At 59.5% G+C, this 21,642-nt stretch carries 20 protein-coding genes, 2 tRNA genes and 1 pseudogene; 10 read left to right on the plus strand and 13 right to left on the minus strand.

All coding sequences use genetic code 11. The annotated features are described in order from the left end of the window. Positions 1–30: 30 nt before the first annotated feature. The 9 genes and pseudogenes from BV106_RS32310 to BV106_RS32350 all read right to left on the minus strand — a co-directional run bounded on the left by BV106_RS32310 (position 31) and on the right by BV106_RS32350 (position 10,118). Positions 31–115 (minus strand) — tRNA-Leu (locus tag BV106_RS32310). A gap of 93 nt (positions 116–208) precedes the next feature. Then, a pseudogene (locus BV106_RS39305) lies at positions 209–2,036 on the minus strand (SLC13 family permease). A 75-nt stretch (positions 2,037–2,111) separates the two neighbouring features. Further along, entirely contained in the window at positions 2,112–3,203 is a 1,092-nt protein-coding gene (locus tag BV106_RS32320) for an L-dopachrome tautomerase-related protein (protein WP_038171832.1), read from the minus strand. A gap of 180 nt (positions 3,204–3,383) precedes the next feature. Beyond that, complete coding sequence (locus tag BV106_RS32325; protein ID WP_038171834.1) at positions 3,384–3,755, minus strand: hypothetical protein; 372 nt, start codon at positions 3,753–3,755, stop codon at positions 3,384–3,386. 31 nt (positions 3,756–3,786) lie between these two features. Then, complete coding sequence (locus BV106_RS32330; protein WP_038171835.1) at positions 3,787–4,260, minus strand: hypothetical protein; 474 nt, start codon at positions 4,258–4,260, stop codon at positions 3,787–3,789. Between the two features lie 263 nt (positions 4,261–4,523). Then, positions 4,524–5,177 carry a prepilin-type N-terminal cleavage/methylation domain-containing protein gene (locus BV106_RS32335; RefSeq protein ID WP_038171837.1) on the minus strand — a complete coding sequence of 218 codons (654 nt, stop codon included), beginning with the start codon at positions 5,175–5,177 and terminating at the stop codon, positions 4,524–4,526. 101 nt (positions 5,178–5,278) lie between these two features. Next, entirely contained in the window at positions 5,279–6,559 is a 1,281-nt protein-coding gene (locus tag BV106_RS32340; RefSeq protein ID WP_038171839.1) for a type II secretion system F family protein, read from the minus strand. Between the two features lie 124 nt (positions 6,560–6,683). Further along, the gene (locus BV106_RS32345) at positions 6,684–8,354 is read right to left on the minus strand and encodes a GspE/PulE family protein (RefSeq protein WP_038171841.1); all 1,671 of its coding nucleotides are present in this window, start codon (positions 8,352–8,354) and stop codon (positions 6,684–6,686) included. 108 nt (positions 8,355–8,462) lie between these two features. Further along, positions 8,463–10,118 (minus strand): GspE/PulE family protein, encoded by a 1,656-nt coding sequence (locus BV106_RS32350; RefSeq protein WP_038171844.1) that lies wholly within the window; start codon positions 10,116–10,118, stop codon positions 8,463–8,465. 177 nt (positions 10,119–10,295) lie between these two features. On the opposite strand from BV106_RS32350, the gene BV106_RS37850 reads away from it, so the two are divergent. Beyond that, on the plus strand, positions 10,296–10,694 hold the full coding sequence (locus BV106_RS37850; protein ID WP_051946717.1) for a DUF3500 domain-containing protein: 399 nt from the start codon (positions 10,296–10,298) through the stop codon (positions 10,692–10,694). After that, entirely contained in the window at positions 10,645–11,355 is a 711-nt protein-coding gene (locus BV106_RS37855) for a DUF3500 domain-containing protein (RefSeq protein ID WP_265596310.1), read from the plus strand. The genes BV106_RS37850 and BV106_RS37855 overlap by 50 nt, the downstream gene beginning before the upstream one ends. A gap of 106 nt (positions 11,356–11,461) precedes the next feature. Here BV106_RS37855 and BV106_RS32360 read toward each other — a convergent pair whose 3' ends face one another. Then, positions 11,462–12,361, minus strand: coding sequence for a peptidylprolyl isomerase (locus BV106_RS32360; RefSeq protein ID WP_038171846.1), 900 nt, complete (start codon positions 12,359–12,361; stop codon positions 11,462–11,464). A 91-nt stretch (positions 12,362–12,452) separates the two neighbouring features. Here BV106_RS32360 and BV106_RS32365 point away from each other — a divergent pair, with 91 nt between their 5' ends. Next, positions 12,453–13,514 (plus strand): D-alanyl-D-alanine carboxypeptidase family protein, encoded by a 1,062-nt coding sequence (locus BV106_RS32365; RefSeq protein WP_051946723.1) that lies wholly within the window; start codon positions 12,453–12,455, stop codon positions 13,512–13,514. A gap of 57 nt (positions 13,515–13,571) precedes the next feature. Here BV106_RS32365 and BV106_RS32370 read toward each other — a convergent pair whose 3' ends face one another. Then, on the minus strand, positions 13,572–14,249 hold the full coding sequence (locus tag BV106_RS32370; RefSeq protein ID WP_081892516.1) for a YggS family pyridoxal phosphate-dependent enzyme: 678 nt from the start codon (positions 14,247–14,249) through the stop codon (positions 13,572–13,574). Between the two features lie 52 nt (positions 14,250–14,301). Between BV106_RS32370 and BV106_RS32375 the strand changes: the two genes are divergently transcribed. Both BV106_RS32375 and BV106_RS32380 read left to right on the plus strand, forming a co-directional pair. Then, positions 14,302–15,183, plus strand: coding sequence for a LysR family transcriptional regulator (locus tag BV106_RS32375; RefSeq protein WP_038171849.1), 882 nt, complete (start codon positions 14,302–14,304; stop codon positions 15,181–15,183). 17 nt (positions 15,184–15,200) lie between these two features. Then, a complete protein-coding gene (locus tag BV106_RS32380; RefSeq protein ID WP_081892517.1) occupies positions 15,201–16,145 on the plus strand; it encodes an endonuclease/exonuclease/phosphatase family protein in 945 nt (314 codons plus the stop codon). 5 nt (positions 16,146–16,150) lie between these two features. Here the strand turns inward: BV106_RS32380 and BV106_RS32385 are convergent, their stop codons facing one another. Further along, positions 16,151–16,828 carry a DUF1080 domain-containing protein gene (locus BV106_RS32385; protein WP_038171853.1) on the minus strand — a complete coding sequence of 226 codons (678 nt, stop codon included), beginning with the start codon at positions 16,826–16,828 and terminating at the stop codon, positions 16,151–16,153. A 54-nt stretch (positions 16,829–16,882) separates the two neighbouring features. Here BV106_RS32385 and BV106_RS32390 point away from each other — a divergent pair, with 54 nt between their 5' ends. From BV106_RS32390 to BV106_RS32400, 3 genes are all read left to right on the plus strand, one after another. Next, positions 16,883–17,566, plus strand: a complete 684-nt coding sequence (locus BV106_RS32390) for a L,D-transpeptidase (RefSeq protein ID WP_081892531.1) — start codon at positions 16,883–16,885, stop codon at positions 17,564–17,566. A gap of 34 nt (positions 17,567–17,600) precedes the next feature. Further along, entirely contained in the window at positions 17,601–18,893 is a 1,293-nt protein-coding gene (locus BV106_RS32395) for a 4-hydroxy-3-methylbut-2-enyl diphosphate reductase (protein ID WP_038171855.1), read from the plus strand. Positions 18,894–18,989: 96 nt separating this feature from the next. Beyond that, positions 18,990–19,064 (plus strand) — tRNA-Val (locus tag BV106_RS32400). Positions 19,065–19,166: 102 nt separating this feature from the next. Here BV106_RS32400 and BV106_RS32405 read toward each other — a convergent pair. After that, complete coding sequence (locus BV106_RS32405; RefSeq protein ID WP_038171857.1) at positions 19,167–19,562, minus strand: MerR family transcriptional regulator; 396 nt, start codon at positions 19,560–19,562, stop codon at positions 19,167–19,169. A gap of 64 nt (positions 19,563–19,626) precedes the next feature. On the opposite strand from BV106_RS32405, the gene BV106_RS32410 reads away from it, so the two are divergent. Together BV106_RS32410 and BV106_RS32415 are read left to right on the plus strand one after the other, a co-directional pair. After that, positions 19,627–20,619 (plus strand): aldo/keto reductase, encoded by a 993-nt coding sequence (locus BV106_RS32410; RefSeq protein ID WP_051946726.1) that lies wholly within the window; start codon positions 19,627–19,629, stop codon positions 20,617–20,619. Positions 20,620–20,775: 156 nt separating this feature from the next. Then, complete coding sequence (locus BV106_RS32415) at positions 20,776–21,582, plus strand: thioredoxin family protein (RefSeq protein WP_081892518.1); 807 nt, start codon at positions 20,776–20,778, stop codon at positions 21,580–21,582. The last annotated feature ends 60 nt before the right edge of the window (positions 21,583–21,642 follow it).

Below are 21,642 nucleotides of genomic sequence, written 5' to 3' on the forward strand. Positions count from 1 at the left end.
CCGCTTTCGATTTAAAAAATAGAATAGTGATGGTGCTCACGAGAGGACTCGAACCTCCACAGGTCTCCCTACAAGATCCTGAATCTTGCGCGTCTACCAATTCCGCCACGTGAGCATTTTCATTGCGGCCGGGTCGTGAACATGGACGGGGCACCAAACTTCTCAACTAGAATTTTACACTTTTCACATCTTCTTTGTTCGGTCGTCTTCACTCCATGGGAAACAACCAGGGAACCACGAGTACCGTTACCAGAAGCACCAGCACGGTGAAGGGCACCCCCACCCGCACGAAGTCTCCAAACCGATAGCGTCCCGGAGCCATGATCAATGTGTTCACCGGGGAGGAGACCGGCGTCATGAAGGCTGCGGAAGCCGCAATCGCAACCGTCATACCGAACGCATGGGGTGCCACATGCAGCCGTTCTGCGAGCCCCAGCGCAATGGGTGTCATCAGGACGGCCGTTGCAGTGTTGGAAATAAAGAGCCCTATCATCGCCGTGAGGGCGAACACTCCCGCCAGGATCGCCCGGGGACCCGCATCTCCAAGAGCAGCCGTCAGCCCATTCACCGCCATTTCCACCCCACCTGTGGATTCCAGCGCTCTGGCAAAGGGCATCATCCCCGCAATGAGCACCAGACTCTGCCAGTGGATGGAACGGTAAGCGCTCTTGAAGTCAACACAGTGAAACGCCCCCATCACCAGGCAGGCGATCAATGCCGCAGTCACATTCGGCACCGCCCCAGTAATCATGAGCGCCATCATGATTCCCAGCGCCATCAGGGCATAGGGAGCCCGGCTGGCCGCCGGGGCCACTTCGTCCATCTCTGCAGGCAGGCTGAGGACCAGGAAGTTCTGAATCTGACCACGGAGCCGACGAATGGCCTTCCATGGGCCCGCGACCAGCAACACATCCCCATCTTCAGTTTTCTTCCAACACCCCACCCGCCAAGGCGGCACCGTTCCGCCGCAAACCCACGACGCTCACCCCATGCTGCGTCCGGAACCGTTGTTCCAGAACCGTCTTCCCAATCAAGGATGACTCCGGCGGGACTGCCACTTCCGCCATCCCGACTTCATTAAACCGCTCCATGAAATAGTGACCGCGCAGCGCCAGCCTCTTCAGTCCCATTTTCTCACCAAAATCCGCAGCATTGTCAGCGGCAAAGAAGTCCACGAGCAACACGTCCCCCTCCATCAACACCGTCTTGCCTACGGGCTGAAGCAATTCCGAACGCAATCGACCGGGCCTCTCGACAGAGATCAAGTTGGCCCCATGCGTCTGGCGGAGATTCAAGGTCTCCAGCTTTGCGCCCACCAAAGGGGAACCCGCTGCCACCCTGAAGCGGCAGCCACGGTTTTGGAGTTTGTACTCCTCAATGAAGTGGGACAGGCCGCGCCGACTGACACCCGTAGCCCCTCCGCTCGGGTCAGTTACCAGCCAACGCCGGACCAGCAGCATGTACCCCAGGCCCAGGCCCAGCACCGATAGCCCCAGCGGAGTGAACGAGAAAAAGGAGAATCCTCCGTACCCCCTCTGCTTCAGCGCCGCATCCACCACCAGGTTCGGTGGCGTCCCCACCAACGTCATCATCCCGCTCGTCAGCCCGGCAAAACACAGAGGCATCATCAAGCGACCAGGGTGAATCTTGAGCTTTCGGCTCACGCCCAGCACTACCGGGATGAAGACTGCCACCACACCGGTGGAGCTCATCACTGATCCCAGCCCCGCCACCACCATCATCAGCAAGATCAGCAGTCGTGTCTCGCTGCTTTCCGCCTTCTTCAGCAGCCACTCACCCACTTGATAGGTGACACCAGTCCGCACCAACCCCTCACCGACCACAAAAAGTGCCGCGATGAGAATGACGCTGGGGTCTCCAAATCCTGCGAACGCCTCCGGCACCGACATCAGCCCCATCATGGGCAAAGCCATCATCGCCAGGAGCGCCACCACATCCATCCGGGGCTTGTCGCGCACCAGCATCACCACGCATGCAGCCAGTGCGAGAAGAACCTTGATCAGATCAGCATTCATAGGGGAGCGCCCGACTATCCCGAGCTAAAACCCCTTCATCAACCTTAGGGTGAACCTTTGAGGCCACCAGCCTGATCAATCCCCCACGCGACCGGAGGCCCCAGTTGAGAGCCTGAAAAGATAATTCGTCACGGGCACCTCCGGCGCCGTCAGCGAGGCGGTCACAGTCTCCCCTGCCCGCCCCTTCCTCGAGTTGGTGAAGAAGTACAACTTCCCATCCGTGCCAAAACACAATCCATCCGGCCAGGACACCCGGGAGTCCGTCGCAAGCACACGATACTGCTTGGTGCCCGCAGCAATCATCCCCACCCCTTTGGCCCCCACGTCAGAAACATAGATGTTGCCTTTGGAATCGAGGCTGATGCCGTTGCACACGGGCTTGCTCGCATACTCCTCCACCAGCCCGGCCAGCTTCTCCGGGGCCAGTGCGGCATTACGAAGATGCTCCGTGCGAATGCGATATAGTCGGCGTGACCGCATGGGCCCGAAATAGAGCCACTCCCCTTTCCGATCCAGCGCCAGCGCACTCACGCCCCCTTGAGTATTGGCCACACTGCCATCGAGACGCCGGGTCTGATGACGCTGCCCGTCGATCTCGAGCTGGGTCCCCTCCTCCGGAACCACGGAAGGGTGCCCCTGGAGGACCCGCCGAGCAAGCCCGGTGCCGATGTCCACGACAATCAATGCCGCATCCGAACCATTGGCAGGGTCGCTGAGGTACGCAAAGGGGTCCTCGGGATCCAGTGCCAGATCATGCAACAGCGAGTCCGGCAGCACGGCTGGAGGAGCCAGATGGATGACGCGCTGCAGCTTGTTGTGATCAAAATCCCATGCCACCAGCTTGGGCGGCAATTCACTGCGTCGGCCATTGTCCACCATCCAGACCGTTCCGCTCTTGTCCGTATGCAGGCCCTCCACCGCATCCAGGAGCAACGGCTCATCTTTAGAGGCCTGACTGATGGTCGCGGTGGGAAAGGGGCGGGACTCCCCCTTCTTGTTTACCGCCACCACCCGGTTCTGCGGTTTCTCCTGGAAATTGATGCTCAACAGGAAGGCACCATCCGGAGCCACCGTCAGACCTGCCGGTGCCAGAGGCAGTTGAAACACCACCTCCAGCGGCGGGGCCTCAGACGCTGCCGGAAGCGATAGCGAAAGAGACGAAAGCAAGCACCCTCCCAAAGTCGCACTCCGCACGCCCGCTGGAATCCATCGACTCAAACGAGCGCCTTGGGAGAACGACCGGTAGAATCCACAGACCGTTGGCACCTCTCTTGTCCCGCCCCCCCTCGCCGTACCTTCAGACTGGCTGCTGACGTCAGGGGAGTTCATGGTGCACATTCTTCAATCTCAAGCCTGCTTCCGCGCCACGCGCGCCTGGATAAAAGAACGTACACAGAGCACCAGAAAAACAAGGCAAAGAACACCCAAACTTCCCTGCGTCACAATCTTAAGCCAATGCGGCTCTCCCAGCAGGCCTTTGATTGCCATCGTGAGCCCACCAGCCGTACCAAGCAGAGCCACAAGAGCGGCCACATGCATGACATGCTTGTTGGCCCCAGGATACTTTGCCCCCACCAGCCCACAGAGGATCAGTACACCGCCGAAGGCCGACGGAATGATGAGCGCCGTCTTGGCGGCAGCAGTTGCGCCTGCAGCTACCCAGCCGCCCACGCCCAGAAGAACCATCAGAATGCCGAAGAGAATCGAGTATCGTGCCATAGTGCGGGCACGATAACCAGATCCTCCGCGTTTACCAGTTTTTGATCCAGGTTGCCGTCTTCTGGGGGTCCTTCTTGGTGGCGAGATCTCGATTCACCGTTGTCGACTTTTCATCTGCATAGGACCAGACGTCATATGTCGAGTTCACCGCCTCCACATGCCCACCCTTCGTGTATTGGAATGGGCGTCCGTACCCATCGACCAAACAGCGAAGACCGGGCACCTCTTTGGATTTGCTCATAGAGAAGATCATGAAAGGAGGGAGGTTTGAGTTGATCGAATTGACCACCTCCTGCGCATCCACCGTTCCATCTGACGGCGTTCCTTTTGACTCAGCTTTGACATAGTCCGAGCCATCCCCAGTGATTGCCTGATAGAGCATCGCCGCACCCCCGCGATTCATCGTGACCCCGTCAAAAGTCTCGCTGTCGCCCTCAGCCTCCTCCGTGGGCTCGGGGTAGCGCCCGTATTTTTCATAGTACTGCTCCAGACCGGATTTGATCACCGCCAGAGACGCTGTGGTTCTGTTGCGACCTGTCGCTTGGTGGGAACCCGGGAGTCTACCCACCGTCAAATAGACGAGAAGTCCCGCAAGGCCTATGATCCACAACAGGCCCCTCAATGCGCCTCCGCCATTCCGCTGAACATTCCGGCATCGTATTCTGATCGCTTGTTTCATAGAATCAATGCAGCGACTTGAATCGACAGCATAAAGGCCTCGCGTCAGACAACCGACACGAGGCCTCCAATCAAATTCACCAACGCGAACTACCAGTTTTTGATCCAAGTCGCAGTTTCCGTGGCGCTCTTTTTGGCATTCAGATCATCCTTGGGCTTGGTGCCGGAGTCCAAGTGCCCATACGACCAGATGTCATAGGTGGGGTTGATGGCATTCGGATCGCCACCCTTCGTGTATTGGAAGGGCCGACCAAAACCATCGATCAGAAAGCGCAGCCCATCGGTCCCCTTTTTCACACCGCTGGCAAAAATCATCTGGGGAGGCAGGTTGCTGTTGATGGAGTTGGGGATCTCTTCGGCACTGACCTCCCCATCGGACAACGCTGCTGCGGCACCGTTTAGCTTGATGTAGTTGTTGCCGTCTCCGCTCAACGCCTGGTACAGCATAGCTGCGCCACCACGCTTCACGTCCACGCCGCCATACGTCCCCGAATCCGAACCCAGATCATCTGGGACCGCCGGATACTCACCAAACTTTTCTTTGTACTGTTCCAGGCCAGACTTGATGGCTGCGAGCGAAGCGGTTGTCTTGTTACGGCCTGCCGCCTGCTGGGCGTATTGGAAGCCCCCCAGAGTCAGCGCCGCCAGAAGTGCGATGATGGCGATCACCACCAGCAGTTCAATCAGAGTGAAAGCACCTGCCAGACGGCGGTTCAGGTGACGGGAAACGGTGCGAATTTTCATGGCAGTTTACGGGGCAGTTGGGGTTTTTGAAGGAAGCCCCGGCCAGCGCACGTCAGACGGCACCGACCGGGGCATGAATTTCGTCTTCGAGTGCGGTTGAACTAGGTGTTCTGGTTGATGCCCTGGATGATCTGGATCAGCGGCATGAAGAGTGCCAACACGATAACACCGACCACCACGGCGAGAATCACGATCATCAACGGCTCCAACATTGAGGTGAGCGCGGAAACTGAGTTGTCCACTTCATCCTCATACACGTCTGCCACCTTGAGCAGCATCTCTGGAAGCTGACCGGTTTCCTCACCCACGTCCACCATGCTGATGACCATCGGCGGGAAGACCTTGCTGGCCTCCAGCGGCGCAACCATGCTTTCCCCTTCCTTCACCGCGTCATGCACCTTGTTGATGGCGTCGGACACGACCACGTTACCAGCAGTTTCCCGGGTAATATTGAGCGCCTGCAGAATTGGCACACCGCTGGTGACCAGGGTGCCCAGCGTACGGGTAAACCGTGAGATGGCGCTCTTGCGCTGAACATCGCCAAAGAGCGGCATTTTCAGCTTCAGCTGGTCAATGATGCGACGTCCGCCTTTGGTAGATTTCACGATCTGCCAGAGCACAATCAGCCCTGCGGCGATGGCCGCGAGAATGAGCAGGTTGCCCTGAATCCAACGGCTTGTGTTGATCACCCACTTGGTGAGCTCAGGAAGCTTGTCACGGGAACCGAGCATGTCTTCGAAGATCTTCTCGAACTTCGGCACGATGACGGTCATGAGGAAGATCATGATGCCCACGGCGATGATCATCACGATCAACGGGTACACCATGGCGGCCACAATCTTGTTCTTGAGCTTCTGGGCCTTCTCCTGGTACTCAGCAAGACGGTTGAGCACAAGCTCAAGCACACCACCCAGCTCCCCGGCTTTCACCATGTTGATGTAAAGCTTGTTGTAGATGCGCGGGAACTGCTGAAGACTCTCCGAGAACGTGCTGCCGGTCTGCACCGAGTCTGCAAGCGTGTTGATCGTGCGCTTCATGATCGGGTTCGGCTCCTGCCGGCCCAACACCGTCAGACCACGCAACAGCGGAAGACCGGAGTCAATCAGTGTCGCGAGCTGGCGGGTGAAAATCATGAGCGTCTTGCCCGCCACCTTGGCGGAGGCAGAGGCTTTCCCCCCGACTTTCGTCTTGCCCTTGGCAGTTGTGCCGCGCGCACGGCGCTTGATGGCGGCAGCGTCCCCCTTGCCTTCTTCCACGACCTGTGTCGGGTAGAGCTGGCTCCGGCGCAACTGTCCGATGGCTTCCGCCTCATTCGGGGCGTCAATGTCTCCGGCAGTCTCCTGACCGTTCTGGTCGAGGGCGATGTAGTGAAACTTCGGCATGGCTGGGGTTCGTCAGTGAATCAGGATTGTATTAACTCTGGGGAAAAGCTTACTGGTTCCGGCGTCAATTTGTCCACTCTGAAAAAGACGGTTTTTCGCCGGGGGCCAGGAGATGGAGGCGCTACTAGGTGTATTTCAGCACTTCTTCGATGGTCGTAACGCCGTCATAAATATTGCGCAGACCGTCTTCGCGCAGGGTTTGCATCCCCAGTTCGATGGCCTTTTGTCGGAGCACCAGGGTGGGAGCCTTCTGGGTGATCAGTTCCCGGAGGGGATCATTGATGTCCAGAAGCTCGTAGATGCCTTTTCGGCCTTTGTATCCGCTGGTGCCGCAGACGCCGCAGCCAGCTCCCGTGAAGAATTTCTTGTCCCCAATGTCGCTCTGGGACAGCCCCAGCTGGTTGAGCACAATCGGGCTGGGGGTGTACGGGGTGACGCACTCCTTGCAGATGGTCCGCAGAAGACGTTGCGCCAGGATGCCTTCCAAGGTGGCGGCCACCAGGAAGGGCTCCACCCCCATGTCAATAAGACGGGTGACCGCACCGGCGGCATCGTTCGTATGCAACGTACTCAGCACCAAGTGTCCCGTCAGCGACGCCTGAATGGCGATCTGCGCCGTTTCCACGTCACGCATTTCTCCCACCATGATCCGGTCCGGATCCTGACGAAGGAAGGAGCGCAGGGCTTTTCCGAAAGTCAGACCCACCGCCTCATTGATCGGCACCTGCATGATGCCTTCAATGTCGTATTCCACCGGATCTTCTGCCGTCAGCAGCTTCGCATCGATGGTATTGATTTCTTTAAGCGCGGCATATAGCGTCGTGGTCTTGCCTGCACCAGTGGGACCCGTCACAATGAAAATGCCGTTGGGCTTGTGAATCGTGTCCTGAATGTAGTCGTAGAGATACGGAGGCATCCCCAGCGCGGAAAGCGTCAGGTTCACGGAAGAACGGTCCAGCACGCGCAGCACCACGCTCTCCCCGTACTGGGTCGGCAGGGTGGAAACACGCATGTCCACCGGGCGGCCATCCACCACGGTCATGATACGACCATCCTGAGGCACACGGCGCTCAGCGATGTTCATGTTGGACATCACCTTGATACGGGAAATCACCGACATGGCCAGATGCACCGGAGGTGGGGCCATTTCGTAGAGCGAGCCGTCCACCCGGTAGCGGATCTTAAACTCGTGCTCGAACGGTTCGAAGTGAATGTCGGAGGCCTTCTCTTTGATGGCCTGCTCAAGCACCAGATCCACAAAGCGGACGATCGGGGCGCTGTTGGCCTCCGCTTCGACGCTCGCCCTGTCACCTGGCTTGGAGTTGATGCCCAACTGGCCGAAAATGTCCTCAATGCTCTGCGTGCCGCTGCCGTAGTGCTTGTCGATCAGCGCCTGGATCTGCTCCTTCCGGGCCACCACGGGCACGATGCTCTTGCCCAGACCAAACCGGAGGTCTTCCAGCAACTGGGGATTGAGGGGATCCGTGAGGGCCACGTACAAACCATCCGGCCCCAGCTGGATCGGCAGCGCGCCACAGAGACGCGCCATGCCAGCAGGGATCAGCTCCAAGGTGTCCCGGCTTGGCTCGAAGGTCGTCAGATCATAGTGTTCAGCACCAATTTCCTCCGCAACCAGGGCCCAAAATTCGTCCTCGTTGTTGAAGATGCCGTATTCCACCAGGAGATCCACCGGGTCTTTCCCCGTCGTCTTGTGGTCCGACAGGATGTCCGACGCCTGCCCTTCGTCGAGCATGCCCCGGTTGGTCAGCATTTCCACCACGCTTTGCGCTGTCATTGTAAGTGTAAAAGTAAAACTAGTGTCTGTCGTTGTGCTCGATCCAGGGTCTTGCGGGCGTCCGTTTTTCAGACCGGCACCGCCCGGGTCCCTGTGTTCTTCAAATCATCAATTCGCGTCAGACATGGTGGCCTCGATGACTTCCTCGGCGGTGGTCATGCCCGCCAGCACCTTGCGCACGCCGTCTTCACGCAGCGTCCGCATGCCCAACTCACGAGCCTTGCGACGCAGCACCGGAGCCGGCAGCGACTGGTTGATCATGCCGCGAACCTCATCGTCCATCTTGAAGATTTCCACGATGGAGAGACGACCGCGGAATCCATTGCCGCGGCATTTCGGACAACCTGTGGCATCCATGATGGTCGCCCCATAGGCCTGGGAAGCATCCAGCTGGAGAGAGCGCAGTTCCTTCTCGGTCAGCGCGCCCGGTGTCTTGCACTCCGGGCAGAGTTTACGAACCAGACGCTGGGCTTCAATGGCCCGCACCGAGGAAGCGATCAAGAAGGGCTTGATGCCGATGTCCACGAGACGGGAAACGGCGCTTGGCGCATCGTTGGTGTGCAGGGTACTGAAGACCAAGTGGCCCGTGAGGGAGGCGTTAATGGCGATGCTCGCCGTCTCCATGTCTCGAATTTCCCCCAGCATGATGATGTTGGGCGCCTGGCGGAGCATGGCGCGGAGGGCGGCGGCGAAAGTCATGCCGATGTCCTCCTTAACCATCACCTGGTTGATGCCGGGCAGCTCATATTCAACCGGGTCTTCCACCGTGATGATCTTCCGGTCAGGCCGGTTGATGTAGTTCAAGCACGCGTACAGGGTCGTCGTTTTTCCTGAACCCGTGGGACCCGTCACCAGAATGATGCCGTCTGGCAGGGTGATGAGCTTCTCAAACACCTCCTGGTCATCAGAAAGGAAGCCAAGGTCGCTCAAGCCCAAGCGCAGCGAGGACTTGTCAAGAATACGCATGACTACGCTCTCGCCGTTGCTCGTGGGGATGATGCTGACGCGCAGATCCAGCTCCTTGTCCTGGAACTTCATCTGAATACGACCGTCCTGCGGGACGCGCTTCTCATCGATGCTCATCGTTCCCGTCATGATCTTCAGACGGGCGATGATCGAGGAGTGCAGCTTCTTCGGATGATGCTCCACATCGTGCATCACGCCGTCAATGCGGTAGCGAATGCGGAGATCCTTCTCCATCGGCTCGATGTGAATGTCCGAGCCGCGGTTTTTGAAAGCCTCCATCAGGGTGTTCGTCACGAGGCGGATGATCGGCGCATCCGTGTCCGACCCGCCCTCCATCCCCTTCACCACCGTACCCGCCATGTCACCTTCGTTTCCGTAGATGGTGCTGGTCAGCGTGCGAATGGAACCCGGCGTGCTGCAAATGAAATCGATCTCCGTGGAAAGCACGTGGGGCAGTGCATCCAGGGTCTCAAAGTTGTTGGGATCGCTGATCGCGATCTGGAGACGACCATGCTCGAAGCCGATGGGCACCACCTTGTAGCGTCTGGCCACATCCTCGGGCACCACGTTTTTCAGGTCGGGTGACACGGCGTACCCCGTGAGGTCAATAAACTCCATCCCGGAGTTCACGGCCATCGTCTGCGCCACGTCTTCTTCAGAGAGCACCCCTCCTTTGATCAGCCCCTCCATGAGAGTCTCGGAAGCTTTCTTGGTGGTGCGGGCGTGGTGGAGATCCTGCTCGTTCACCATCCCGGATTCCCGGAGAAGTTCGAGCAAAAAGTCTTCGTTGGAATACATGTATGACGAGGCGGTGGCAGTGAATAATTCGAAAATTGGCCCTAAGGCGCGCCAGATTACCCCGCTGCGAGATTTCGTGTCAATACTCTCAGGTTTTTTTGACAAAATCTTGAGAAATAACGCGCTACGAAGCCGTTCGAGTCAGCCGCGAGCACTGTCCGCATCCTCCGTCACCCTATGTCACTCCGCCGCTCCCTGACCACCCTCGTTGCCCTGGGCTGCCTGTCAGCCACCTTCACCCCCTCCCTCCTCCCGGCCCACGAGGCCGGCCAGCAGATGGTGGATACCGCCACCGCCCTGCTGAAGGCGCTGCCGGCTGAATCCCGCACGAAGGCCCAATACCCCTTTGAGTCAGAGGAGCGCTTCAACTGGCACTTCGTCCCCAAGGAACGCAATGGCCTCTCTTTCAAGGAGATGCCACCAGAGGCCCGGCTCTTGGGACACGCCCTGCTCACCACGGGGTTGAGCTATCGCGGCTACGTGAAGGCCACCACCATCATGAGCCTGGAAGAGGTTCTGTTTGGCATTGAGGGCGCAGATCCCACCAAAAGGGGACGCCGCCCGCGCCCGTCGTGATCCCGAGAAGTACTTCATCAGCATTTTTGGTGAGCCCACGATGAAGGGAACCTGGGGCTGGCGCTTGGAGGGCCACCATCTGGCCCTGAACTTCACGGTCAAGGATGGCAGCCTGTTCCGGAGCACCCCTTGCTTCTTCGGCTCCAACCCGGGTGAAATTCGCCAAGGCCCCCGTACCGGCATCCGCCCGCTCTCTGCTGAGGAAGATCTGGGGCGCGCGCTGGCCAAGTCCCTCAACGACGACCAGTGGAAGAAGGCTCTGATCCAGGAGACCGCCTTTAAGGACATCCTCACCGAAGCCAAACGCCAGGTCAGCCCGCTCACACCTGACGGCCTCAGCGACGCCGACTTGACCGCCGACCAGAAGGCCCAGCTTCAGACCCTGCTTAAAGAGCACCTCTTCCGCATCCGCCCCGAGGTGGCAGATGCCGCCTGGCAGGAGATCCTGGCCGGCGGCCCCATCCACTTCGCCTGGGCAGGCAGCCGGGAACCCAACCAAGGGCACTACTACCGGATTCAGGGCAAAAGCTTCGTAGTGGAGTACGACAACACGCAAAACAATGCCAACCACGTCCATACGGCTTGGCGCGACTTCGACTCTGACTTCGGCCTAGACCTGCTCAGCGAGCATCTCAAGACCGCCCATCAGCCAGTGAAGTAAGCCCCGCCACAGCTCCCGGCCAGATCTTCCAAAAAGAAGAGCCCTCTCATCAGAGGGCTCTTTTCGTTTTGAAAACTGGAGATCACAGACGCCTGACAGGCAGGCCTCAGCAGTGGCCCCCGCCGCAGCCGCACTCCTCTTCCGGCTCGGTGTCTTCAATCTTAGCTCCATCCTTGAGGGTCTCGAGGAATTCGTTGAATTTACCATCCCGAAACTCCTCCAGGATGCGGGCGACCACCGCCTCACGCACTTCAGCCAGAGGCTTGGGCACCGCAGGCTTGCGTTCAGCAAGGCGGCAGATGTGGAAACCCAGCTGGGTGGTGAACACCGGGCTGATCTCCCCATCCCGCATGGAGAAGGCGATGGCTTCGAACTCCTCCATAAACTCCCCCTTCTTGAACCAGCCGAGATCGGGCGACATGTCCTTGTTGGAGTTGTGCTCAGCCCCCAGGGCGTTGAAGTCAGCCCCGGCCAGGGCCTGCTCCCGCAGCTCCCTCATGTTCTGGTAAACCTCCGCCCGGCTCCGAGCACCGCTCAGGTTCAAGGAAATGTGCGAAACGCGGATCTGCTCCTCCGTGAGAAAATGCTTCACATTCGCCTCGTAGTAAGCCTGAATATCCGCCTCGGCGGGCTCAGGCTCGGGCGAGTACACATTCTTGAGCATCTTGTCCATCCGCACCCCGTTCGCCAGGTTGTCCTGGAGCAGACTTTCATCCTTGAACGGCATGCCGATGCTCATGTAAAACTGCTCCTCACCCCCCGACTGCTCGATGAGCTTTTCCAGCCTCGCCTTGGTCTCCTCCTCGCCAATTTCTGGGAATCGACGCCGCGACTCCTGCTGGAGCAGTGCCCGGGAGGCGAGATTGTCCTTGGCCATGCCCCGGAATTCCGGGTCTCGCTCACAACACGAAACCTGAAGCGCCCGTTCATAGTGCCCCTTGATGTGACGGAATTCTTCTTCAATAATCTCGTCGTCAATTGTCTCGCCGTTGATGATCAAAGCCATGGCATGAAGTGTGCGTGTCTGGTGAGAAAGAGCAACGGAAATCCCGGTTGTGTATACGCTCCGCTCCCGCCATCGTGATCAAGCTTCTCTCATGAAAACCCCGATCAAGGTGAACCTGGCCGTCCTCGCCTCTATTTTCCTCGTTCAGTGTGCCGACAAACCGGCACCGACACCCGCCTATGGGTACCGGACTGGCACGGGCCTGACGAATCCTGCAGCGGGCTATGCCGCCCCGGCGGCCCCGTCCTACCAGCTGGCTACCTACTCCCAGCCGGCGGCACGGCCGCCCCAGATGCCGCCGCCCCACCCTGTCTCCCTCTCCGTTCCCCAGCAGGGTCCTGGTTACCCCTTCCCCTATGGTGGACCGAACTACGGGGCTCCGCAGGCGATGCTGTTTTCCAGCGGGTCCAACGTCGGCAGCGCCCCTCCCATCCGGGCGGAATCCTTCATCCTCGTGAATGCAGATACCGGCGCCGTCATTGCCGCCCGGAATGCCGACGACCAAAGAGGAGCCGCCAGCACCCAGAAGATCCTCACCGCCCTGATCGTGGCCGAGGCGGGAAATCTCGATCAAAGAGTGAGGATCGCCCCCAGTGATGTGGTGGTGGAGCCCTCCAAGCTGGGCGTGAGACCTGGCGAAGTCTACACCCGGCGGGATCTCCTGATTGCGTTCCTGGTGAAGAGCTCCAACGACGTCGCCAACGTGCTGGCCCGCGACAACGCCGGCAGCGTGGAAGCCTTTGCCAGGAAGATGAATGCCCGCGCCCGCTCCCTCGGCGCGGTCAATTCCTACTTCACCAACCCCCACGGGTTGACCGGAGGCGGCCAACACTCCACCGCGCGCGACCTCTCCCGCATCGCTTGGGCCGCTTACAACAACCCGGTCGTCCGCGATGCAGTACGGCGGAAATACTACACCTTCACCTTCAACAACGGTCGCCGAGTCACGCTGGAGAACACGAATGAGATCCTCGGCAAGATGGCGGAGTGCAACGGCATGAAGACGGGCTACACCGTCGCCGCTGGCCGCTGCCTCATCTCCACCGCACACTCCGGTCGCAAGGACGTGATCCTGGTCCAACTCGGCACCAGGACCAAGTACATCTGGGACGATGGGATGATCATGATGCGCTGGGGCCTCCAGCGCTCCTAGTTCTCTGGCCTCCTCTATATAGATTAGAGGAGGCAGGATGCCGCGTGCGGAGGTCGGTCAGCGCCCACCAAAGATGGCGCTGCCCACCCTCACGATGGTCGCACCCTCCTCAATCGCGGTCTCATAGTCGCCGCTCATGCCCATGCTCAACCCGGGCAGAGACTTGCCCCCCCGGGTCTCCAGCCGATCTCTCAACTCCCGAAGCGCCGCAAAGTGACGCCGGCTTTCCTCCCCTGACTCCCCGATGGGAGGGACCGTCATGAGGCCCACGACGTTAACTTTGTCGAGCCCGAGCAACTCCTCCAGCTCCGCTTCCAGACGGGCGGGCTCAAAGCCGTACTTGCTCGCCTCGCCGGAGACGTTCACCTCGAGGTAGATCTGGGAAACAACTCCCAGCTCCCCGGCGATCCGGTGGATGTTCCGGGCAAGGTCCAGACTGTCCACACTGTGGATGGCCTCCACCACTGGAAGCACCTTGCGAATCTTGTTGGACTGCAGGTGGCCGATGAGATGCCAGCGCACATCAGCCGGCAGCACGGGCACTTTTGACATTAATTCCTGAACCCTGTTCTCACCGAACAAATTTTGTCCCGCCTCGACAGCTTCGTGAATAGTCTCAGGAGAAAATGTCTTTGTTACGGCAATCAGCTCAATTTGGTCTGATTTTCTTCCAGATCTTGTCGCGGCTGCGACAATTTTTGATTTTACAACGCAAAGTTTGTCACGGATAAGCATGCTTAATCAAGTTGCTACTTTATTTGCAAAGTATAATTAATACCCTAACTACATGCAGCTGCAAATCTTCAAAATCTTCTGCGATCTCGTTGAGACCGGCAGCTTCAGCCTCGCCGCCGCCAAGAACAATATCACTCAAAGTGCGGTCAGCCAGCAGATCCGGGTTTTGGAAGAGAAGTACGGCGTGACGTTCTTCGAGCGCGGCGGCAAAAAGTTCTCGATCACCCCCGAAGGCGAGATCTTTGACAAAGCAGCTCGCGAGATCCTGAGCGTGTATGACAGCATCAACTCGCGCCTGAATGAGCTGCGTGATGTGGTGGCAGGCCCGCTCAAGGTGAGCACCGTGTACAGCATTGGTCTGCATGAACTCCCGGCCAAACTGAAGAAGTTCCGCGAATCCCATCCCGAGGTGGACGTTCAGATCGAGTACAAGCGCTCCCCCATGATCTATGACGACGTGGCGGATGGCCGGGCCGATATCGGCCTGGTGGCTTTTCCGGTTCGAGGCAAAGGCATCATCAGCGACGTCTTTGATGAAGACGAGATGGTCGTCATCTGCGCCCCCACCCACCGCCTGGCCAAGAAGCGCAAGGTGAAGCTGAAGGAGCTGCAGGGTGAGAGCTTCGTGGCCTTCGACCCAGACACGCCCACCCGCAAGGCCATTGACCGCGCCTTGAAGGGGCACGCCATCACCTTCCTGCAGCAGCATGAGTTCGACAACATCGAGACCGTGAAGCGCGCCGTCGAGGTCGCAGGCGTTGTTTCCATTGTCCCCCGCCGCACGGTGGACAAAGAGGTCGCCGAGGGCCGTCTCGCCGCCGTGAAGGTGGAAGATGCCTCCCTCAACCGCCCGCTGGGCATTCTTCGCAAGCAGGCCCGCATCACCACGCCAGCCATGCGGGAGTTCATGAACGTGTTGCTGGGCACCAAGTAGTCCCCCCCACGACCAGGATGGTTTCCCGGACCGCCATGGATCGAGCGCTGCGCTGGATGCGCCGCCCGGCCATGGCGGTTCTTCTTTTGGGGATGGTGCTGCACTTGACGGTGCGTGACCGGTACCCTGGCCTGGCCACGGTCTTCTACGGCCTGCCACTGCCCCTCCTCACTCTGGGCTGGCTGGGGGCGGCCCTCGCGGGAAAGCAGGGGCACATCAGTCGCGCCGTCAAACTCAGCCTGGGCCTGGCCTGCGGACTCTGGTGGTATGGCTCCTCGTACCAGAAACATCCAATCGTGGGGGCTCTCCCGGCACAACGTGAGCTGAAGGTCCTGTACTGGAACCTCGCCCACCGCCGCCTGCCACACGAAGGCGTCGGCCGCCTGTTGGCGGAACATCGCCCCGACATTGCAGGGTTCGTTGAAACAGGCCGCATTTCCGGGGACCCCAATCCCTTGGTCAGCCACCTGCCGGACGGCTACCAGATGTTGAAGACCGCCCACGGGGCTGCCGTGCTGGTCCGGGGCAGCGCCCGCGTCCTGCATGCCTACGTCCTGCCATCAAGGAGCAAATACCTCGAACTGGAGCTGACGGTGGACGGCCAGAGCTGGAGCCTGTTCATCGTGGATGGCGTCTCCTCTCCCATCCGCTCCCGTCAGGATGTGCTGGAGCAAGTGCTCGCGCAGGCCCGGAACAAACCTCGAACCCTCATTGTCGGGGACTTCAACACCCCTCGAGAATCCATCTGGCTCATCCCGTGGCGGGAGGCCTTTCATCATGCCTTCGATGAGGCCGGTGCCGGCTGGAGCGAGACCTGGCCCCGCCAATCACCTTTGCCCCTGCTCAGCATCGATCACATCTGGAGCTCCAAGGACCTCCAGCCCCTGACTGCACAGAAGCTGTGGTCACTTGAGTCCGATCATGCCGCCCTGCTGACGACACTCCGGGTGAATCCACCGTGAGGCCGTCAGGATTTCGGCGTAATCGGCGTCAGGACCACGTTCTTGATGGCCGCAGTGGTCTGGTAGGTGCTGAACGAGAGGGGCTGGTAGTCTTCAATCGGACCTGGGCGCACCCCGATCTTCTTGCCAGCGATATCCACGTCGATCACCTTCTCATCGTTGATCCACGCCGTGAGCGACTCTGGTGTGACACGCAGCTTGATCCGGTACCACTTCTTGTCTTCCAGTTTGCGGAAGTGTCCGGTGGAGTTTTCTGACGCGTCGAGCCCGTCGATGCTGGAAATGCCCGTGACGCTGCCGCTCCACCCACCCACCACCAGCGTGGCGCAGGTCTTCAGACTGCCCACGGGGAAGGTGAGCCCGCAGAAGAAGTCGATCCCCTCCACCCGCTGTGCCTCAAGGGTGATTTCATAGTTCGTCAGCGGGAGGTCCTTGGCCTTTTGATAGATTATGCCGGTGATAGACTCCCCCAGGCCGATGATCATCTGGCCATCTTTGACGGTGATCTCGCCACTGCCGCCCGCGTCATAGGCCTTCCAGTTATTGAGACTCTTGCCATCAAAGAGCACCACGCTCTTTTCGGCCGCCGCCGCCGCACCGGCGGCTGGCGCGGGCTCCGCCTTCCCGGTCAGGGGTGCGAGCATGGCAACGGCGGAGAGAATTGGAGCAAGCAGGACCTTCATGGACGGATGAAAACGGTGGAGAGTGGCGAGGTTGTGTGCTACGAAACAATCGCCATGAGTCTTCCGAGTCAACTCCCCAAATTCGTCATCCTGGCCCTCGTGGGGCTGTCAGCACTGGGACTCTCCAGCTGCAAAACCCTTAAAGTGGCCAAGCAGGACGACTATGACTCGCCCGCCTACCGCCCGCAGAGCCTGTCCAACGTGCGGGTCAAGGTGAGCCTGAACAAGCAGATGGTCTACGTCATGGAGGGTGACAAGCCCCTCCTGGTGACCGCAACCTGCGTGGGCACCCCCAGCAACCCCACCCCCAGGGGGAATTTCAAGGTTTACAACAAGATCGAGAAGAAGCGCTCCATGAGCTACGGCTTTGCCGTCCAAGGAAACGCCATCACCCCCATCAAGGCCACGAACATGCGCGGCGGACGTTATGTGGGCTACCCGATGCCCTACTGGGTGGAGTTCTCCCCGGCGTACGGCTTCCACCAGGGTTATGTGTGGAATGTCCCCCGCTCCCACGGCTGCCTGCGCCTGCACAAGAACGTGGCCCCCAAGTTCTTCGCTCTCACCCGCCTGGGCACCCCGGTGAACATTGCCTACACCCAGCCTGAGGACAACACCTTGGGCGCCACCGCCACCCGGCCCGGCGCGGAACATTATCTTGCGCCTGACCCGCCGAACAGCGTACTTATCACCGAGGCCGCCTTCAAGGCCCCTGACAAGCCGCTCTTCGCCAACTGATCCGGCCCTGAGCCCCGTTTCCTGACTCTGATTCATGTCCGACGCCTCCAGCCCTGTGTCCGCCCCAGCTCCCGCCGCCAAATCCCGCCGAGTCAATGTCCGCACCCCGGAGGTGATGGAGCGGGTTCAAGCGGAGGTGGAGACACACTACCGCAGCGTGCTGGTGGAGAACCTGCGGAAGGCTGGCGGATTCATGACGGCGGGAAACACCACCATCCGTCTGGCGCGGGATTTCGGCTTCTGCTACGGGGTGGAGCGCGCCATCGACCTCGCCTATGCCGCCCGTCGGGTCTTCGCCGACCGGCGGGTATTCCTGCTGGGGGAGATCATTCACAATCCAGAGGTCAACCGTCAGCTCACGGAGATGGGGATTGTCAGCATCCCCATCAGCCAGCATCTCGACGCCGTTTCCAAGCTGGGACCGGAAGATGTGGTGATCGTGCCCGCCTTTGGTGCGGAGACCCAGTTGATGAACGTCATCAGCGAACGCGGCTGCCTGGTGGTGGATACCACCTGCGGCGATGTCATGAGCGTCTGGAAGCGCGTCCGCGGCTACGCCAAGCAGGGCTTCACCTCCATCATCCATGGCAAGGCCTCCCATGAGGAGACCCGGGCGACTTCCTCCCGTGCTCAGGGCGATGACGGGAAGGGTAACTTTGTGGTCGTGCTCACCCTGGGCGATGTGGACTACGTCTGCGACTACATCCGCCACGGTGGCAACCGGGAGGAGTTCCTGAAGCGCTTCGAAGGAGCCATGTCGCCGGGTTTTGATCCTGACCAGCATCTCAAGCGGGTCGGTGTGGCCAACCAGACCACCATGCTGAAGTCGGAGACGGAGGAACTCCAGCGCCGGGTGCAGCAGGCCGTGATCGACCGGGACGGTCCAGAGCCGGCCCAGCAGAACTTCCAGGTCTTTGACACCATCTGTGGTGCCACGCAGGAGCGTCAGGACTCCCTTTTCGAGATGCTCCGCAAGCCGCTCGACATTCTTCTCGTGGTCGGTGGTTACAACAGCTCCAACACGACTCACCTCGTGGAAATCGGTGAGAAAGAGCTGCCCACCTTCTTCATTCGCACCGCTGAGTTGCTGAAGAGCTTCACCGAGATTGTGCACTTTGATCTCCACCTGAAGGCGGAAAAGACCAGCTACTCTGCGAAGCTGGCCAGTGAGGAGCCCATCGTGGTGGGCATCACCGCTGGTGCCTCCTGCCCCAACAACCTGATCGAGGACACGATCCTCCGGGTGTTTGAACTCCGGGGCGTTGCCCCCGATCTGGTAAAGCAGGAAGTCGCCCGAGCCGCCGAGGCCCAACAGCGGCCAGAGTGATTTGAGGTCTCAGGCAGAAGGGCAAAAAAACATTTGCGTCCTGCACCACCTCATTGTATCAAGCAGGCCGCTTCCAAATACGAGGAAGCACCGTTTGCGCGGTTAGCTCAGTGGTAGAGCACCTCCCTGACACGGAGGGGGTCACAGGTTCGAACCCTGTATCGCGCACCATTTTTTAGCCTCCCCGGCAGAGTGGTTCTTTCGATTGAGACCGCATCAGCGGCTGAGATCCCAGGTCCCTCTTGAATGGCCGTCGTTGCTGGATCGAACCCTTCAGCAGTAGTAGTCGTTCAAACGAGGGGTGTCACCGGGCTTGCCAGCCTCGATCCATTGGAGTTTGTCGCGCAGGAAGGCCAGGGCGTTTTCCACCTGGGCCTGCTTCTCCTCAAGTTTCCCGATCTGGGTGCGCATGATCTGAGCCGTTCGCTTGGGGGACCGCATTCCCTTTCGATACTCGTCATTGAGCGCGGAGATCTCTCTCAACGTGTAGCCCAAGGATTGTTGCAGCCGGATCATGCGTGCCGCAGTGACATCGTCCTCGTTGAAGATCTGGTAGGCATTTGAGCCTCCCTTCTCGGATCGTCGCGGCTTGAGCAGACCCTTGCCGATGTAGAACCGGATGGTGTCTTGCGTGAGGCCGGTGGCCTTGGCGAATTCTGAGATGAGCATGATTACCCCCTTGACCCTGGAGTATGGTCCAGACCCATAGTGCCTGTCAAAAGTGATTCCACCCATGACCAGCCACACCCATCCCCCACTGCCTCAGCCCCAAATTCAACTCGGCAAGGACGGCCCTCTGGTGGGCGTGCAAGGCCTCGGCTGCATGGGCATGAGCGAGTTCTACGGCACGACCGATGAGACAGAAGCCCGGGCAACCCTTGAGCGGGCCCTCGAACTGGGCGTCACCATGTTTGACACTGCGGACATGTATGGCCTGGGTGCCAACGAAACCTTCTTGAAACCCTTCCTGCAGGCCCATCGCGACGAAGTGTTCATTGCCACGAAGTTCGGCTACACGCGCACTCCTGAGAATCCGCATGACTGGAGCGTCGACAATCGTCCCGAGCACATTCGGTCCGCAGTGGACCGCTCCCTCCAGCGTCTCGGGATCGACACCATCGATCTCTACTACATGCACCGGCGTCATGAGGCCGTCCCGCTTGAGGATTCTGTGGGCACCATGGCAGAGCTTGTGCGCCTGGGCAAAGTCAGATGGCTCGGACTGTCTGCCGTCACCGCCAGTGAATTGCGCGCTGCCTCTGCCATTCATCCCATCACCGCCTTGCAGTCCGAATGGTCGGTCTTCACTCGCGAGATCGAGTTGAAGGTGATTCCCGCCGCAGTGGAGCTCGGCACAGCCCTGGTTCCCTACTCGCCTCTCGGGAGAGGGATGCTCACCGGAAAAGGATTCACGGCCAGCCTGTCTGAACAGGATGCCAGACAGATGTTTCCTCGATTCTCTCCGGAAAACCTGTCTACCAATCTGAAGTTGGTCGCCCGGATCGAAGAAGCAGCGGCAGCGCTGGGAGCAACCACCGCCCAGGTCGCCCTGGCCTGGATCTATGCCCAGTCTCGCAAACTCGGCGCCACGGCAGTTCCCATCCCCGGCACCCGCAAGAGGAGCCGCCTGGAGGAGAACCTCGCAGCCACCACTCTCACTCTCAGTGATGACGTCATGGCCATGCTAGAACCGCTCGGCAGGTCAGTCCAAGGAGTCGCCGTTTGAGATCCACAGCCCGAGGAAACATCCTCCACGTTCCACTGCGGACAGATCAGAAAAATCTTGGCACGAGTGTCCATTCGTCTGGACGCGATTCGTCAAGAGTCTGAAGCCTGCCGGCGGGGAAGATCCTGCCAGCTCAACGAAACAGGAGATAAGACCATGAGTACCAACACCATCGAACGCCCCGCCTCCCAGAAAGACTCCTCTGCCGAGCCGATCCTGACGGGTCATCCCGTCGTCTCACGTGCCGAGTGGATCGAAGCCCGCAAGGAGTTGATCAAGAAAGAAAAGGCGGCCCTGAAAGTGCAGGACGAAGTAGCAGAGGAACGCCGCAAACTGCCATGGGTGAAGGTGGAGAAGGACTATGTCTTCGACACCCCGACAGGAAAGAAATCACTGGCCGAGCTCTTCGCCGGCAACAGCCAGCTCATCGTGTACCACTTCATGTTTGGACCCGGCTGGAAGGAGGGGTGCCCCGGCTGCTCCTTCATGGTGGATCACTTTGATGGACCGCACATCCATCTCTTCCACCATGATGTCACTCTCGTCGCCGTGTCACGCGCAACCCTGCCTGAGTTGGAGAAATACAAAACCCGCATGGGCTGGAAGTTCCCCTGGGTGTCCGCTCACGACACGGACTTCAACGAGGACTACCACGTCTCCGCCACTACAGAAGACAAAGCGCGCGGCAAGATGCAGTACAACTTCGAGGACGCAGATCTTGAGATCGATGAACTGCCCGGAGTGAGCGTCTTCTACAAGGACGAAGACGGGAATGTCTTCCACACTTATTCCGACTATGCCCGTCAAACAGAGTCGTTACTGGGCGCCTATCACTTCCTCGATCTCACCCCAAAGGGACGCAATGAGAACGGTCCGAATTTCAATCTCGGCGACTGGGTCGAGCGCCACGACGAGTACACCGATGTGAAGGCCGCAGCTCCGACATGCTGCGCCAGCCATTGATCCTCCATCCTGCATTGCATCTGCCCGTCCTCTTTTCGACGGCGGGCGGAGATGCAGTCG

The sequence above is a fragment of the Verrucomicrobium sp. BvORR106 genome (assembly GCF_000739655.1).
GTDB lineage: Bacteria > Verrucomicrobiota > Verrucomicrobiia > Verrucomicrobiales > Verrucomicrobiaceae > Verrucomicrobium.

Coding starts and splice junctions, on each gene's coding strand:
- BV106_RS32325 (WP_038171834.1), bottom strand. CDS start 3,755: ATGGCACGATACTCGATTCTCTTCGGCATTCTGATGGTTCTTCTGGGC.
- BV106_RS32335 (WP_038171837.1), bottom strand. CDS start 5,177: ATGAAAATTCGCACCGTTTCCCGTCACCTGAACCGCCGTCTGGCAGGT.
- BV106_RS32340 (WP_038171839.1), bottom strand. CDS start 6,559: ATGCCGAAGTTTCACTACATCGCCCTCGACCAGAACGGTCAGGAGACT.
- BV106_RS32345 (WP_038171841.1), bottom strand. CDS start 8,354: ATGACAGCGCAAAGCGTGGTGGAAATGCTGACCAACCGGGGCATGCTC.
- BV106_RS32350 (WP_038171844.1), bottom strand. CDS start 10,118: ATGTATTCCAACGAAGACTTTTTGCTCGAACTTCTCCGGGAATCCGGG.
- BV106_RS37850 (WP_051946717.1), top strand. CDS start 10,296: ATGTCACTCCGCCGCTCCCTGACCACCCTCGTTGCCCTGGGCTGCCTG.
- BV106_RS32360 (WP_038171846.1), bottom strand. CDS start 12,361: ATGGCTTTGATCATCAACGGCGAGACAATTGACGACGAGATTATTGAA.
- BV106_RS32365 (WP_051946723.1), top strand. CDS start 12,453: ATGAAAACCCCGATCAAGGTGAACCTGGCCGTCCTCGCCTCTATTTTC.
- BV106_RS32370 (WP_081892516.1), bottom strand. CDS start 14,249: ATGCTTATCCGTGACAAACTTTGCGTTGTAAAATCAAAAATTGTCGCA.
- BV106_RS32375 (WP_038171849.1), top strand. CDS start 14,302: ATGCAGCTGCAAATCTTCAAAATCTTCTGCGATCTCGTTGAGACCGGC.
- BV106_RS32380 (WP_081892517.1), top strand. CDS start 15,201: ATGGTTTCCCGGACCGCCATGGATCGAGCGCTGCGCTGGATGCGCCGC.
- BV106_RS32385 (WP_038171853.1), bottom strand. CDS start 16,828: ATGAAGGTCCTGCTTGCTCCAATTCTCTCCGCCGTTGCCATGCTCGCA.
- BV106_RS32390 (WP_081892531.1), top strand. CDS start 16,883: ATGAGTCTTCCGAGTCAACTCCCCAAATTCGTCATCCTGGCCCTCGTG.
- BV106_RS32395 (WP_038171855.1), top strand. CDS start 17,601: ATGTCCGACGCCTCCAGCCCTGTGTCCGCCCCAGCTCCCGCCGCCAAA.
- BV106_RS32405 (WP_038171857.1), bottom strand. CDS start 19,562: ATGCTCATCTCAGAATTCGCCAAGGCCACCGGCCTCACGCAAGACACC.
- BV106_RS32410 (WP_051946726.1), top strand. CDS start 19,627: ATGACCAGCCACACCCATCCCCCACTGCCTCAGCCCCAAATTCAACTC.
- BV106_RS32415 (WP_081892518.1), top strand. CDS start 20,776: ATGAGTACCAACACCATCGAACGCCCCGCCTCCCAGAAAGACTCCTCT.